Source organism: Arenimonas metalli CF5-1 (genome assembly GCF_000747155.1).
GTDB classification, from domain to species: domain Bacteria; phylum Pseudomonadota; class Gammaproteobacteria; order Xanthomonadales; family Xanthomonadaceae; genus Arenimonas; species Arenimonas metalli.
Genome location: NZ_AVCK01000020.1, coordinates 1 through 13605, shown reverse-complemented (window position 1 = coordinate 13605; position 13605 = coordinate 1). Strand labels below are relative to the sequence as shown.

The window sequence follows — 13605 nt, the reverse complement described above, 5'->3', positions numbered from 1 at the left end:
GGGCTCGGCGGGGAACCCGGGGAGTTTACGGTTCGCGCGCGGGGGCGGCCAGCATCGGGGACGCGCAAAAGAAAACGGGCGCGACTTGGGTCGCGCCCGTTTCCCTTGGAGCTCGCGAAAGGCTTAGTTGCCTTCGGCGTCGTCGGCAGCTTCTTCGGCGGCGTCGGCGGCGTCATCGGCCATCTCGGCAGCGTCATCGGCCATCTCGGCGGCAGCGTCGGCGGCCTCTTCGGCACCGGCTTCGACCGCACCAGCGGCGTCGGCAGCGGCGTCGGCGGCCACGTCGGCGGCGTCGGCAGCAACCTCGGCGGAAGCGTCGGCAGCGTCGGCAGCGACTTCGGTCGCGGCGTCGGTAGCGGCGGCAGCAGCGTCGGCGGCTTCGGTGGCGGCAGCGTCGGCAGCAGCAGCGGCGTCGTTCGCCGCGTCAGCCGCCTGCTCAGCCTGGTTCGAGCAGGCCGCCAGGGCCAGGCCCAGGGCCATGGCGAGCAGGGTCTTGTTCAGGGACATGGGTTGTTTCCTCGTCTAGACGATTTTGAAGTAACAAGACGTGTGCCAGTTGGCACACGTGCGAACAATCTTGACAAGAGTTTGGCGGGAGTCAAGCAGAACCAGCGTTTTGGCGCGAAATAAATTTCCGGCCCCGCCGCCGCCCACCGTACGGTCAGGCCAGTTCGACCGCTACCGCGGTGGCCTCGCCGCCGCCGATGCACAGGGCGGCGACGCCCCGCTTGCCGCCCCGGCGCTTGAGGGCATTGACCAGGGTGACCACCAGGCGGGCGCCGGAAGCGCCGATCGGATGGCCCAGGGCGCAGGCGCCGCCGTGCACGTTCAGCTTCTCGTGCGGGATGCCCAGCTCCTTCATCGGGGCCATGGCGACCACGGCGAAGGCCTCGTTCACCTCGAACAGGTCGACATCGGCCACCGACCAGCCGGCCTTGGCCAGCACGTTGCGGATGGCCGCCACCGGGGCGGTGGTGAACCACTCGGGCTCCTGGGCATGGCCGGCCTGGGCCACCAGGGTGGCGATCGGGGCCAGGCCGTGGGCCTTGGCGGCTTCCTCGGAGGCCAGCACGACCGCGGCGGCGCCGTCGTTGATGGACGAGGAGGCCGCGGCGGTGATGGTGCCGTCCTTCTTGAAGGCCGGGCGCAGGGTCGGGATCTTGGCGATGTCGCAGCGGCCCGGCTGCTCGTCGGTGTCCACCAGCACGTCGCCCTTGCGGCCGGCGACCGTCACGGGGGCAATCTCGTCCTTGAATGCGCCCTCGGCCTGGGCGGCCAGGGCGCGGCGCACGGATTCGGCGGCGTAGGCGTCCTGGTCGGCGCGGCTGAAGGCGTACTTGTCGGCGCACAGCTCGCCGAACACGCCCATGGCCTGCTTGTCGTAGGGGTTGGTGAGGCCGTCCCAGGCCATGTGGTCGAGCATCTCGGTGCTGCCGTACTTGGTGCCGGTGCGCGAGCCCATCAGCAGGTGCGGGGCGTTGGTCATCGACTCCATGCCGCCGGCCACGACCACGTTGGCGGAACCGGCGCGGATCAGGTCGGCGCCCATCATGATCGCCTTCATGCCCGAGCCGCAGACCTTGTTGATGGTGGTGCAGCCGGTGGCCTTGGACAGGCCGGCGCCCAGCGCCGCCTGGCGGGCCGGGGCCTGGCCCAGGCCGGCGGGCAGCACGCAGCCCATGATGACTTCGTCCACGGCGTCGGCCTTGACGCCCGCCTGTTCGACCGCCGCCTTGATCGCGGTGCTGCCGAGCTGGGTGGCCGGCACGCCGGTGAACTGGCCCAGCAGGGCGCCGAGGGCGGTGCGCTTGGCACCGGCGATGATGACCTTGGACATGGTGGCTCCGGGTAGTTTGAATTCAGCCGGGCATTATAGCGCCCCTTGTAGGAGGGCCTTCAGGCCCGAAGCTTTTCGGCGGAAGGCTTCGGGCCTGAAGGCCCTCCTACCGGGCTCAGTCGCGGCCGTCGAAGAGTTCGCGGCCGATGAGCATGCGGCGGATTTCGTTGGTGCCGGCGCCGATGGCGTAGAGCTTGGCATCGCGCAGGATGCGGCCCGTGGCGTATTCGTTGATGTAGCCATTGCCGCCCAGGGCCTGGATGCCCTCGAGCGCCACCTGCACGGCGCCTTCGCTGGCGTGCAGCAGGCAGGCGGCGGAATCCACGCGGCTGGCGTGGCCGGCGTCGAAGTCGCGGGCCACCTGGTAGGCGAAGGCGCGGCTGGACTGCAGCGCCGTGTACATGTCGGCGATCTTGCCCTGCATCAGGCCGAAGGTGCCGATGGCCTGGTCGAACTGCTTGCGCTCGCGGACGTAGGGCAGGGCGATGTCGAGCGCCGCCTGCATCAGGCCGATCGGGCCGCCGGTGAGCACGAGGCGCTCGGTGTTGAGGCCGCTCATCAGGACCTTGACGCCCTGGTTCACTTCGCCCAGCACGTTCCCGGCCGGGATTTCGCAGTTCTCGAACACCAGTTCGCAGGTGTTGGAGCCGCGCATGCCGAGCTTGTCGAGCTTCTGCGCGGTGGAGAAGCCCTTCATGCCCTTCTCGACCAGGAAGGCGGTCATGCAGCGCGAGCCCGCTTCCTTGCCGGCGGTGCGCATGTAGACGATCAGCACGTCGGCCTCCGGGCCGTTGGTGATCCACATCTTGTTGCCGTTGGCGATCCACTTGCCGTCGCGCAGTTCGGCGCGGCAGCTCATCGAGCCCACCACGTCGGAACCGGCGCCCGGCTCGCTCATCGCCAGCGCGCCCTTGAGCTGGCCGCTGCACAGGCCGGGCAGGTACTTGCGGCGCTGCGCTTCGTTGCCGTTGCCGTAGAGGTTGGCCACGCAGAGGTTGCTGTGCGCGCCGTAGCTCAGGCCGACCGAGCCGGAGGCCCGGGAAATCTCTTCCATCGCCACCAGGTGGGCGAGGTAGCCCATGTCCGAGCCGCCGTATTCCGAAGGCACGGTGAGGCCGAGCAGGCCCATTTCGCCGAGCTTCGGCCACAGGTCGGCCGGGAACAGGTTGTCGTGGTCGATCTGCGCCGCCCGCGGGGCGATCTCGGCATCGGCGAAGCGCCGGACGGCGTCGCGCAGGGCATCGAGGTCTTCGCCGAGGGGGAACGTGCGCATGGTGACTCCGTGTCATGGGAAAGCGGCGGAGCATGACCGGGTTGCCGTCGCGACCCGGTCAAGGCCGCAGGGGCCGGGCGCAGGCGAGGCGCCCGTGCCGGCGGGGCACAGCACGCGGGGTCAGGTTCGGAACCTGACCCCGCGGGTGGATCAGTTGCCGCGGCGGCCCTGGAAGCGCGGGGCCGGGGCGCCCAGGTGCGGCAGGCGCAGCTTGCCGATCGCGCTGATGCGCTCTTCGGCCATGCGGTCGGCGGCCTTGTTGGTCGGGATGCCGTCGCGCTTGGCGATCTCGAAGATGCGGCCCAGGTTGTAGTAGATGGTGCGCATCATGCGCATCGCGCGCTCGCGGTTGTAGCCGTCGATCTCGAGCGAGACGTTCATCAGGCCGCCGGCGTTCACGGCGTAGTCCGGGGCATACAGGATGCCCTTGGCCTGCAGCTCGACGCCGATCTCGTCGGTGGCCAGCTGGTTGTTGGCGGCGCCGCAGATCACCTTGCACTTGAGGCGGGGCAGGGTGTTGACGTTCACCGTGCCGCCCAGGGCGGTCGGCGAGTACACGTCGGCGTCGACGTCGTAGATCTCGTCCAGGGCCACGGCCTCGCAGCCGAACTCGTCCACGGCGCGCTGCACCGAATCCTTGTTGATGTCGGTGACGAAGACCTTGGCGCCGCGCTCGCGCAGCAGCTTCACGAACTCCATGCCGACGTGGCCGACGCCCTGCACGGCGTAGGAGTAATTGCCCACTTCCTCGTTGCCGAACTTGACCTGCAGCGCGGCCATCAGGCCCTGCAGCGTGCCGTAGGCGGTGAACGGCGACGGGTCGCCCGAGCCGCCGTGCACCTGGTGCACGCCGGTGACGAACTCGGTCTCGCGCAGCACGTATTCCATGTCATTGACGTCGATGCCGACGTCCTCGGCGGTGATGTAGCGGCCGCCGAGCGAGTTGACGAAGCGGCCGAAGGCACGGAACAGCGCCTCGGACTTGTCCTTGTTCGGGTCGCCCCAGATCACCGCCTTGCCGCCGCCCAGGTTCAGGCCCGACACCGCCGCCTTGTAGGTCATGCCGCGGCTCAGGCGCAGCACGTCGTTGAGCGCTTCCGCCTCGCTGGCGTAAGGCCACATGCGGGTGCCGCCGAGCGCGGGACCCAGCACGGTGTTGTGGATCGCGATGATGGCCTTCAGGCCCGCGTCCTTGTTGTGGCAGAACACCACTTCCTCGTGGCCCGAGGTGGAGATGGTTTCGAAGATCATGGAAGGCTCCGGTCCGGCGGATGGCGCGGGCCTGCGCGAGTGCAGGCGTGCGCGGTTACTTTAAAAATTATCCGCAAGTTATTGAATTAATGCGTTTTTGGCAGGAATGGCGACCGCCAGCCCGGCCTCAGGCGCGCCGTAGTGTAAAGCAAACGCTCTAACCGGGCAGTCCGGGCGGCGTGTCCGGTCTTGCCGCAGTGCAGCGTTCCTATCAATGCTTGGCCGCCTTGTCTCTCCCCGGAAGGCGGCTGGCCAAAACCCTCGAGCAGGGTTGTTGGGCGGTCGCCACGCGATCGCCCATTTTTTTGCCCGCGCGCCGGCCCGGCTTCACATGGCCTAGCCGCTGCCGCAAGCCCAATGGCGCCGCCTTCACGCGGATCCGCGCCATCGCCACCCAGCTCGCCAGCCCCGACACCACCGACGCCCCGGGCGATGAAGCCGCCCTGGTGGCGCTGGTCGGCCGCATGCGTTTCGGCGACACGGCGGCGCTGGGCCAGCTCTACGACCTCGCGCTGGCGCGGGTTTACGGACTGGCGATGCGGGTGCTGCGTCACCCGGAGGATGCGGAGGAGGTGGTCAGCGACGTCTTCCTGCAGGCCTGGGAGCAGGCGGCGGGATTCTGCCCGGAGCGCGGCGCGGTGATGGCCTGGCTGCTCACGCTCACCTGGAGCCGCGCCGTGGACAAACAGCGCCGCGGCCGCCGGCAGCGGCTCGAACAGCCGCTGCATCCGGACGGCACGGACGAGTCGTATACGCCAGGTGAAACCAATCCGGCCGATGTCCTCGACCGCCTCGGCAACACCCAGGCCGTGCAGCGCGCCTTCAAGGCGCTCAGCCCCGCGCAGCGCACCGTCATCGAACTCACTTACCTGGAGGACCTGTCCCAGCCTGAAATCGCGCAGCGCACCGGCCTGCCCCTGGGCACGGTGAAATCGCATGCCCGCCGCGGCCTGGCCGCGATGCGCGCCGCGCTGATGGCCGACGGTGAATCCCAATGAACCCCCGCCGCCCCGATCCCGCCGACGACCTGCTGCTGGCCGCCCTGGCCGGCCTGACGCCGGCCGAGGCCCCGCCGCCGGAGCGCGCCCTCGCGCTGCGCGAGCGCCTGCTGGCCGCGGCCGCCCGCCCGCGCACCGTGGTGCTGCGCGCGAACGAGGGCGAGTGGGCGCCGTTCGTGCCGGGCATCCGCATCAAGACCCTGCGCCGCGACGAACAGGACGGCACCCAGACCAGCCTGTGGCGCATCGAGCCCGGCGCCCAGGTGCCGCCGCACCCGCACACGCGCGAAGAGGAGTGCCTGGTGCTGGAAGGCTCGGTGATCCATGACGGCATCGAATACTTCCCGGGCGATTTCCTGCTCGCGCCCCCGGGCGAACGCCACCAGCCCTTCCTGGCCCCGCGCGGCGCGCTGCTGATGATCCGCAGCGAACTGATCCCCGACCCCTCGCGGCTCGCCGGCCACGACGGCCCGTAAGAGTTTTTTCGCGCGCCTGCATCCGGGCCGCCCGCGAGGCGCGTAAGCCTCCTCGAATATCCCCGCGGAGCGCACCACCATGACCCGTTTGCTCGCCAGCGTGCTCGTCACGCTCTTTCTGGCCTGCCTGGCCCTCGTGGCCAGCGCGGAGCCGTCGACGGCCGCCTCGAACCCGACCGCAAAGCGCCCGCTCTCGCCGCAGGAAGTGGCCCTGGCCAGCCCCGTGCCGGTCTGGCAGCGCGGCGGCATCCTGGTGGAGCAGGGCGGCCGCGCGCTCTACACCTACACGCCCGACACCCCGGGCCAGAGCAACTGCGACCTGCCCTGCGAAGCGCTGTGGCCGCCGCACTACGCCGCGCCCGACGCCAAGCCGCACGGCCCCTTCACGATCGCCCGCAGCTATGACGGCCGGCCGATGTGGGCCTGGCAGGGCAAGCCGCTGTACCGCTGGATCTCCGACCGCAAGCGCGGCGCCGCCGGCGGCGACGGCGTGGCCGACGTCTGGTTCCTGGTGCGCGTGCCGCCCGAGCTCAAGACCGCGGTGACGCCGTATTTCCCGATGCCGATGCCCCGTGCCGGCACCAACCTGTCCAATCCGTCCCAAGCCAACCTGTCGAGGAAGCGCTGATGAACACCCGGAACACCCACCCCCAACGCCTCGCGCTCGCGCTGGCCCTGATGGCCGCGGCCGGGTTCGCCCAGGCCCAGGACGCCGACGATGACGGCGCCGGCACCAGCGGCAAGCTGCTGCTCACCGGTGGCGTCAGCCAGGTCGAAGGTTCGGCCGGCGGCGGACTCACGCCCTGGGCCGTGATCGGCGGCTACGGCACCCGCGACCAGATCGGCGCGAATGCCTTCTACACCAAGGTCAACGTCGACGACTACGCGCTCGACAGCTACGGCGTGCTGGTCGGCTTCTACGACCGCGTGGAGCTGAGTTTCTCGCGCCAGGAGTTCGACACCGAGGCCGTCGGCGGCGCGCTCGGCCTGGGCAATGGCTTCACCTTCACCCAGGACACCATCGGCGTGAAGGTGAAGGTGGCCGGCGACGCGGTGCTCGAGCAGGATTCGTGGCTGCCGCAGATCGCGGTGGGCGCGCAGTACAAGAAGAACGACCAGCCGGGCGTGCTGGCCTTCGTGGGCGCCCGCGACGACAGCGGCGTGGACTACTACGTCAGCGCCACCAAGCTCTACCTCGCGCAGAGCCTGCTGCTCAACGGCACGGTGCGGTTCACCAAGGCCAACCAGTTCGGCATCCTGGGCTTCGGCGGCGACCGCAACGACGATTACGAGGCGCAGTTCGAGGCCTCCGCGGCCTACCTGCTGAGCCGCAACCTGGCCATCGGCGCCGAGTACCGCACCAAGCCCGACAACCTGGGCATCGCCACCGAGGACGATGCCTGGGACGTGTTCGTGGCCTGGGCCCCGATCAAGAACGTGTCGCTGACCGTCGCCTACGTCGACCTCGGCAACATCGTCATCCGCGACGAGCAGCGGGGCGTGTACGCCTCCCTGCAGGTCGGCTTCTGAGACCCCTGGAGAACCCCATGAAGACCCTGCTTTCGATCAGTTTCGCCCTGCTGCTGGCCGCCGGCCCGCTGGCGGCCCAGGACGCCGCGGTGTCCGCCGAGGAACAGGCCATCCTGGCCGAGGAAGCGCGCCTGGAGGCCGAGGAGGCCGCGAGCGCCGCCCCGATGAACGACCCGACCGCGCCCAACCCCGCGCCGGCCCATCCGGAGTTGCGCCCGGTGCTGGACCAGTTCGGCGGCGAGGCCGGCCTCACCAAGCTGATGGACACCTTCATGGCCGGCCTTATCGCCGACCCGCGCACCGGCCCGTTCTTCGCCAACTCCGACCAGGTGCGCGTGAAGCGCCAGCTGGTCGAGCAGTTCTGCGTGATCCTGGGCGGCGACTGCACCTACACCGGCCGCGACATGAAGAGCTCGCACCGCGACATGCAGATCGGCCGCGGCGACTTCAACGCACTGGTGGAAGTGCTGCAGGTGGCCATGAACGAGCACGACGTGCCGTTCGCGGCGCAGAACAAGCTGCTGGCCAAGCTGGCGCCGATGCACCGGGAAATCGTCAACAAGTAATCGCTTGCGTGGGGCAGCGGGGCCGGTCGCCTTGGACATGGGCGCCGGCCCCGCGTTTTTTCGGGGCTCAGCCCGGCACGGGCTGAGGCCGCGGCAGGTGGATCATGTGCTTGCGGAAGTTGATTACGGTGCCGGGGAAGGCATCGGTGACGACGAAGGCAATCGGCAGGCCGGGTTCGACGTCCAGCACCACGCGGGCCGCGAAGCCGCGCGAGACCAGGAAGGCCGCGGCCTCGCGGGCGCTGGCCTCGGGGTCGCCTGAAACCAGGCCGATGCAGGACGAGGCGGCATCGAGTTTTTCCAGCGCGCCGGGCGAGGGCGTGTTGATGATGGTGCCGTCCCACATGATCGAGCGCAGCACGGCCTCGCTGTCGGCGCGGAAGCGCTCCTTGATGCCGTGCTTCTCAAGCAGCGCAACCACGGCGGCCTTGGCCTCGGGCGAGGCGGCCGAGAAGATGCGCGAGCCCGGGTCCGGGAACGGGAAGGGGTTGCGGCCCATCACCACCTGCACGGTCCAGCCGAATACGGTGATGACGATCACGGCAAGGGTGATCAGCAGCCAGAGGGGAATGAACATGGGAGGCTCCTTGGGCATCGGGCCCGGCGGACAGGGTGGCACGGTCCGGGGAGGTTAACGCGGCCTTGCCGGCGGCCCGGACACCCGCCGCGGGCCGGTGAAAGTTCAGCCGCGCTTGCCTACACTCAGGCCATGTCCGACCTGCGCATTGACGATCTCCCGGGAAGCTTTGGCTATGGCGCCGGGCTGCTGTACGGCCTGCCGCAGCCGCCGCGCTGGATGGGCGAGGTCAACCCGGACCTGCAGAAGGCGCTGCTGCTGCTCGATACCAGCGAACTGCTGTTCGGCCAGCTCACAGGCCTGGACTGGGAAGGCGGCAACGTGATCCTGCGTGCCGGCGACGTGACCCATTCGAATCCGATCGGCAGCCTGCGCGGCATCATGATCAGCGCCGAGGCCCGCGGCCGCGCCGTGGCGCCGCCGCTGTCGGTGGCCTCGACCCTGCATTACCGCGATGGCGGCGAGTGGCGGCTGTCGGCGCACAGCGCCAGCGCCGACCTGTTCGGCGTGGGGTTCTTCGCGGTGGCCGAGGGCGAGCTTCACGCCATCTTCGTGCCGTGGCGGGCGCTGGTGGACCATCGCGTCACCTTTGAATCCGGGCTGGACGACCACCGCCGGGCGCGGCTGCAGCGTGAGGTCGCCTTCCGCCGCGGGGCCGAGATCGACCGGCTGCGGGCGGCGCGGCTGGACCTGGTCGCGGCCGACGGGCGCGACGCCTGTGACATCCGTCGCAGCACCTTTGCCAAGGCCTTCTGCGAGCAGCTGGGCGGTTGACGCCCCGTGAAGGCCCTGCGGGGCGCGGGGTAGGGCGAACCATACGGTCGGCGCTACAATCGGGCGATCCCGCCCCTTGCCGTACGAGCGCGCCCCATGAGCACCCCCGCCAATTCCCTCCCGGATTCCCAGCCCGAGCGCAGCCCGCTCCGCTTCGTCACCGCTGCCAGCCTGTTCGACGGCCACGACGCCGCCATCAACATCATGCGCCGCCTGATCCAGGCGCAGGGCGTGGAAGTGGTGCACCTGGGCCACAACCGCAGCGTCGAGGACGTGGTGCGCGCCGCGCTGCAGGAAGACGCCGACGGCATCGCGCTGTCGAGCTACCAGGGCGGCCACACCGAGTACTTCAAGTACATGGTGGACATGCTGAAGGAGCGGGGCGCCTCGCACATCCGCGTTTTCGGCGGCGGCGGCGGCACCATCACGCCCGAGGAGATCAAGGAACTGCAGGACTACGGCGTCGAGCGCATCTACCACCCCAACGACGGCATGCAGATGGGCCTGGTGGCGATGATCGAGGACCTCGTCCGCCGCACCCAGGTTGCCCGCGAAAAGCGGGAAAAACCGTACCAGGTTCATTTTTCCGGAGAAGAACCCGGCAACAACGGCAAGGGTTCCCCCCGGAAAAATGAACCTGGTACGGCTTCCTTCGGAAGGGTGAGCCTGGACGACGAATTCGCCATCGGCAAAGTGCTCAGCGCCATCGAAGCCGGCCAGATCGACGAGGCACAGCTCGCCACGCTCCGCAAGGAATGGCAGCTCGCCGGCGGCAAGACGCCGGTCATCGGCCTCACGGGCACCGGCGGCGCGGGCAAGTCATCGGTCACCGACGAAATCATGAACCGCTTCCTGCAGCACTTCCCCGAGATGCGCATGGCGGTGATCTCGGTCGACCCGACCCGCCGCCGCACCGGTGGTGCGCTGCTGGGCGACCGCATCCGCATGAACTCGCTGCGCAGCCCGCGCATCTTCATGCGCTCGATGGCCACCCGCCGCCAGCACGTGGCCACCAATGCCGTGCTCAAGGACTGCGTGGCCTTCCTGCGTGGCCAGGGCTTCGACCTGGTGCTGGTGGAAACCGCCGGCATCGGCCAGAGCGACTCCGAGATCGTCGACCTGGTCGATTTCCCGGTGTACGTGATGACCAGCGACTTCGGCGCCCCGAGCCAGCTCGAGAAGATCGACATGCTCGACTTCGCCGAGCTGGTGGTGCTGAACAAGTTCGACAAGCGCGGCGCCGAAGACGCCCTGCGCGACGTGCGCAAGCAGTGGAAACGCAACCGCGTCGCCTTCGCGCTGAAGGACGAGGAGGTGCCGGTCTATCCGACCATCGCCAGCCAGTTCAACGACCCCGGCGTCAGCTGGATGTTCGCCAACCTCTGCCGCCTCCTCCGCGAAAAGCTCTCTGTAGGAGGGCCTTCAGGCCCGAAGCTTTCCGCCGAGAGCTTCGGGGCTGAAGCCCCTCCTACACTGAGCCCGCGCTGCGACTTCAATCCGAAGGTGGACGTGACGCTGAAGGAACCGCGCGCCACCGTGCTCATCCCAGGCGCCCGCACCCGCTACCTGGCCGAAATCTCCGAGCAGGGCCGCCAGATCAATGCCAGCATCGAGCGCCAGGCCGAGGCGGCCGACCGCGCCCAGCACTACTGGCAGAGCCTGCGCGAGCTGGAAGACCCCGACCTGCCGCGCCAGCTCGACCAGTACGACCCGCACCACCTGGTGTTGCAGCGCGCCCCCGCCGGCACCAGCCCCAGCGGCAATGAGTACCCGGCCTGCGGCGAGCGCCGCACCGGCGGCGAGCGCCGCAAGGTGGTGTTCAAGTGGCAGCAGGCCCAGGGCACGCCGGCCGACGGCCGCCCGCTGGAAGAGCGCCGCGCCGCCACCATCGACCGCAGCCTGGTGACCCTGCGCCAGCGCTACAACGACGCGGTGAAGGCGCTCAGCGCCGAGTCCATCGCCCTGCTGCGCGAGTGGCCCGAGCGCCTGAAGTCGGTGACCGACGACACCACCGAGTACGAAGTGCGCGGCAAGGCCATCAAGGTCGAGAACTACCGCGAATCGCTCAGCCACCAGAAGATCCCGAAGATCGCCGCGCCCAAGTACACCAGCTGGGGCGAACTGCTGACCTTCCTGGGCAAGGAAAACCTGCCCGGCGCCTACCCGTACACCGGCGGCGTGTATCCGTATCGCCGCACCGGCGAAGACCCCATCCGCATGTTCGCGGGCGAGGGCACGCCCGAGCGCACCAACCGCCGCTTCCACTACCTGAGCGTCGGCCAGCCCGCGGCGCGCCTGTCCACCGCCTTCGACAGCGTCACCCTGTACGGCGAGGACCCGGCCGAGCGGCCCGACATCTACGGCAAGATCGGCAACAGCGGCGTCTCCATCGCCACGCTGGACGACATGAAGAAGCTGTACTCCGGCTTCGACCTGTGCGCGCCCACCACCTCGGTCAGCATGACGATCAATGGTCCTGCCCCGATGATCCTGGCGATGTTCATGAACACCGCCATCGACCAGCAGGTCGAGAAGTACCTGCGCGAGGACCAGGCGCGCTGGGACGAGGCGCACAAGAAGATCGAGGCGTTCTTCGAGGGCAAGAAGCGCCCCGAGTACCACGGCGAGCTGCCGCCCACCAATGACGGCCTGGGCCTGGGCCTGCTGGGCGTCACCGGCGACCAGCTGCTCGACCCGCTGACCTACGAGCGCATCAAGGCCGACACCCTGCGCCAGGTGCGCGGCACCGTGCAGGCCGACATCCTGAAGGAAGACCAGGCCCAGAACACCTGCATCTTCAGTACCGAGTTCGCGCTGCGGATGATGGGCGACATCCAGCAGTACTTCGTGGACCAGAAGGTCCGCAACTTCTACTCGGTGTCCATCAGCGGCTACCACATCGCCGAAGCGGGCGCGAACCCGATCTCGCAGCTGGCGTTCACGCTGAGCAATGGCTTCACGATCGTGGAGTACTACCTCGCGCGCGGCATGCACATTGATGACTTCGCGCCGAACCTTAGCTTCTTCTTCAGCAACGGCATGGACCCGGAATACACCGTGATCGGCCGCGTGGCCCGCCGCATCTGGGCCCGCGCCATGCGCGAGCGCTACGGCGCCAACGAGCGCAGCCAGATGCTGAAGTACCACATCCAGACCTCGGGCCGTTCGCTGCACGCCCAGGAAATCCAGTTCAACGACATCCGCACCACGCTGCAGGCCCTGTATGCGCTGTTTGACAACTGCAACAGCCTGCACACGAATGCCTACGACGAGGCCATCACCACGCCGACCGAAGAAAGCGTGCGCCGCGCCGTGGCCATCCAGATGATCATCAACAAGGAACTGGGCCTGAACTTCAACGAGAACCCCTGGCAGGGCAGCTTCGCCGTGGAGCAGCTGACCGACCTGGTGGAAGAGGCCGTGTACAAGGAGTTCGAGGCCCTGAGCGAGCGCGGCGGCGTGCTGGGCGCGATGGACACCATGTACCAGCGCGGCAAGATCCAGGAAGAAAGCCTGTACTACGAACACAAGAAGCACGACGGCAGCCTGCCCCTGGTGGGCGTGAATACCTTCCTGCCCAAGGACCACGCCGGCGAGGTGGCCACCACCATCGAACTGATCCGAAGCACCGAGCCCGAAAAGGCCGCCCAGATCGCCAACGTGCGGACCTTCCAGCAGGCGAGAAATTCTCTCGCCCCTGTGGGAGGGGTTTCAGGCCCGAACCGGGCTGGCCATGGCCTAACCTACCTCCAGAACACCGCCCGCGAACGCCAGAACATTTTCGAGGCGCTGATGGAGGCGGTGAAGACGCATAGCCTCGGGCAGATCAGCCACGCGTTGTATGACGTGGGTGGTGAGTACCGAAGAAATATGTAATGGCGTTTCGGTGTGAATTCGGTGCTGGTATGGATCGATTCCTTTCTCTCAAGGGATTGTCTTCAACTGAAGGTTTTGGTGTGGCCAGAAAAGCCAGCGAGTAGTCTTTGACTCGGTATTGCAACAACAAAACCCAATGGTGGTGCTGAATGAGTAGCGAGCAGTCCGAGGTTGCAGATGGTAAAGCTGAGGATGTTTCGGAAAAGCCAGAGGTGCACCCGATTGAGCTGTCGGTGACCAGCTTCGTTCACGCGATTTTTGATGTAAGGCACTGCGAGAGTAGTTACCTTCGATCAGCGCAGCTGAGCCGGAAAGCGGATTTGGATGCGTGTGGCGGAGAGCTCACCGCCCGTTTGGCCAAGCTCAGTAGCGGCGGGTCGAATTCGCGGATTGAGGACGTCAACGCCAGCCTGACAGTCCTAAGGAAACTCTGAACAACTCCCCCGA

Annotated in this window: 13 protein-coding genes; 8 read left to right on the top strand and 5 right to left on the bottom strand. The window is 68.2% G+C overall.

The features are described from left to right. Positions 1 to 123: 123 nt before the first annotated feature. The 4 genes from N787_RS07825 to N787_RS07810 form a co-directional block, all read right to left on the bottom strand. Entirely contained in the window at positions 124 to 507 is a 384-nt protein-coding gene (locus N787_RS07825) for a hypothetical protein (protein ID WP_034212389.1), read from the bottom strand. Between the two features lie 154 nt (positions 508 to 661). Next, positions 662 to 1837, bottom strand: a complete 1176-nt coding sequence (locus N787_RS07820; RefSeq protein WP_034212387.1) for a thiolase family protein — start codon at positions 1835 to 1837, stop codon at positions 662 to 664. Positions 1838 to 1952: 115 nt separating this feature from the next. Beyond that, positions 1953 to 3110 (bottom strand): isovaleryl-CoA dehydrogenase, encoded by a 1158-nt coding sequence (locus N787_RS07815; protein ID WP_034212385.1) that lies wholly within the window; start codon positions 3108 to 3110, stop codon positions 1953 to 1955. A gap of 150 nt (positions 3111 to 3260) precedes the next feature. Beyond that, the gene (locus tag N787_RS07810; RefSeq protein WP_034212383.1) at positions 3261 to 4361 is read right to left on the bottom strand and encodes a Glu/Leu/Phe/Val dehydrogenase dimerization domain-containing protein; all 1101 of its coding nucleotides are present in this window, start codon (positions 4359 to 4361) and stop codon (positions 3261 to 3263) included. A gap of 305 nt (positions 4362 to 4666) precedes the next feature. Between N787_RS07810 and N787_RS07805 the strand changes: the two genes are divergently transcribed. The 5 genes from N787_RS07805 (at position 4667) to N787_RS07785 (ending at position 7931) form a co-directional block, all read left to right on the top strand. Next, positions 4667 to 5359: a sigma-70 family RNA polymerase sigma factor gene (locus tag N787_RS07805; protein WP_052575277.1), complete on the top strand. Its 693-nt coding sequence runs from the start codon at positions 4667 to 4669 to the stop codon at positions 5357 to 5359. Next, the gene (locus N787_RS14335; protein WP_052575276.1) at positions 5356 to 5835 is read left to right on the top strand and encodes a cupin domain-containing protein; all 480 of its coding nucleotides are present in this window, start codon (positions 5356 to 5358) and stop codon (positions 5833 to 5835) included. Before N787_RS07805 ends, N787_RS14335 begins: the two co-directional genes overlap by 4 nt. A gap of 79 nt (positions 5836 to 5914) precedes the next feature. Then, the gene (locus tag N787_RS14330) at positions 5915 to 6463 is read left to right on the top strand and encodes a COG4315 family predicted lipoprotein (RefSeq protein WP_052575275.1); all 549 of its coding nucleotides are present in this window, start codon (positions 5915 to 5917) and stop codon (positions 6461 to 6463) included. Then, the gene (locus N787_RS07790) at positions 6463 to 7365 is read left to right on the top strand and encodes a DUF3034 family protein (RefSeq protein ID WP_034212380.1); all 903 of its coding nucleotides are present in this window, start codon (positions 6463 to 6465) and stop codon (positions 7363 to 7365) included. The genes N787_RS14330 and N787_RS07790 overlap by 1 nt, the downstream gene beginning before the upstream one ends. A 17-nt stretch (positions 7366 to 7382) precedes the next feature. Next, on the top strand, positions 7383 to 7931 hold the full coding sequence (locus N787_RS07785) for a group I truncated hemoglobin (protein WP_084590706.1): 549 nt from the start codon (positions 7383 to 7385) through the stop codon (positions 7929 to 7931). 67 nt (positions 7932 to 7998) lie between these two features. On the opposite strand, the gene N787_RS07780 is transcribed toward N787_RS07785, so the two are convergent. Continuing rightward, positions 7999 to 8508, bottom strand: a complete 510-nt coding sequence (locus N787_RS07780) for a hypothetical protein (RefSeq protein WP_034212378.1) — start codon at positions 8506 to 8508, stop codon at positions 7999 to 8001. Between the two features lie 132 nt (positions 8509 to 8640). Here N787_RS07780 and N787_RS07775 point away from each other — a divergent pair, with 132 nt between their 5' ends. From N787_RS07775 to N787_RS14955, 3 genes are all read left to right on the top strand, one after another. Then, positions 8641 to 9282, top strand: a complete 642-nt coding sequence (locus tag N787_RS07775; protein ID WP_034212376.1) for a hypothetical protein — start codon at positions 8641 to 8643, stop codon at positions 9280 to 9282. 96 nt (positions 9283 to 9378) lie between these two features. Beyond that, entirely contained in the window at positions 9379 to 13158 is a 3780-nt protein-coding gene (locus N787_RS07770; RefSeq protein WP_034212374.1) for a methylmalonyl-CoA mutase family protein, read from the top strand. A 149-nt stretch (positions 13159 to 13307) separates the two neighbouring features. Then, entirely contained in the window at positions 13308 to 13592 is a 285-nt protein-coding gene (locus tag N787_RS14955) for a hypothetical protein (RefSeq protein WP_156968960.1), read from the top strand. The last annotated feature ends 13 nt before the right edge of the window (positions 13593 to 13605 follow it).

Excerpts from the sequence above, each read along its gene's own strand:
- N787_RS07820 (WP_034212387.1), bottom strand. The coding sequence starts at position 1,837 with ATGTCCAAGGTCATCATCGCCGGTGCCAAGCGCACCGCCCTCGGCGCC.
- N787_RS14335 (WP_052575276.1), top strand. The coding sequence starts at position 5,356 with ATGAACCCCCGCCGCCCCGATCCCGCCGACGACCTGCTGCTGGCCGCC.
- N787_RS07810 (WP_034212383.1), bottom strand. The coding sequence starts at position 4,361 with ATGATCTTCGAAACCATCTCCACCTCGGGCCACGAGGAAGTGGTGTTC.
- N787_RS14330 (WP_052575275.1), top strand. The coding sequence starts at position 5,915 with ATGACCCGTTTGCTCGCCAGCGTGCTCGTCACGCTCTTTCTGGCCTGC.
- N787_RS07785 (WP_084590706.1), top strand. The coding sequence starts at position 7,383 with ATGAAGACCCTGCTTTCGATCAGTTTCGCCCTGCTGCTGGCCGCCGGC.
- N787_RS07770 (WP_034212374.1), top strand. The coding sequence starts at position 9,379 with ATGAGCACCCCCGCCAATTCCCTCCCGGATTCCCAGCCCGAGCGCAGC.
- N787_RS07815 (WP_034212385.1), bottom strand. The coding sequence starts at position 3,110 with ATGCGCACGTTCCCCCTCGGCGAAGACCTCGATGCCCTGCGCGACGCC.
- N787_RS07775 (WP_034212376.1), top strand. The coding sequence starts at position 8,641 with ATGTCCGACCTGCGCATTGACGATCTCCCGGGAAGCTTTGGCTATGGC.
- N787_RS14955 (WP_156968960.1), top strand. The coding sequence starts at position 13,308 with ATGAGTAGCGAGCAGTCCGAGGTTGCAGATGGTAAAGCTGAGGATGTT.
- N787_RS07790 (WP_034212380.1), top strand. The coding sequence starts at position 6,463 with ATGAACACCCGGAACACCCACCCCCAACGCCTCGCGCTCGCGCTGGCC.
- N787_RS07780 (WP_034212378.1), bottom strand. The coding sequence starts at position 8,508 with ATGTTCATTCCCCTCTGGCTGCTGATCACCCTTGCCGTGATCGTCATC.
- N787_RS07825 (WP_034212389.1), bottom strand. The coding sequence starts at position 507 with ATGTCCCTGAACAAGACCCTGCTCGCCATGGCCCTGGGCCTGGCCCTG.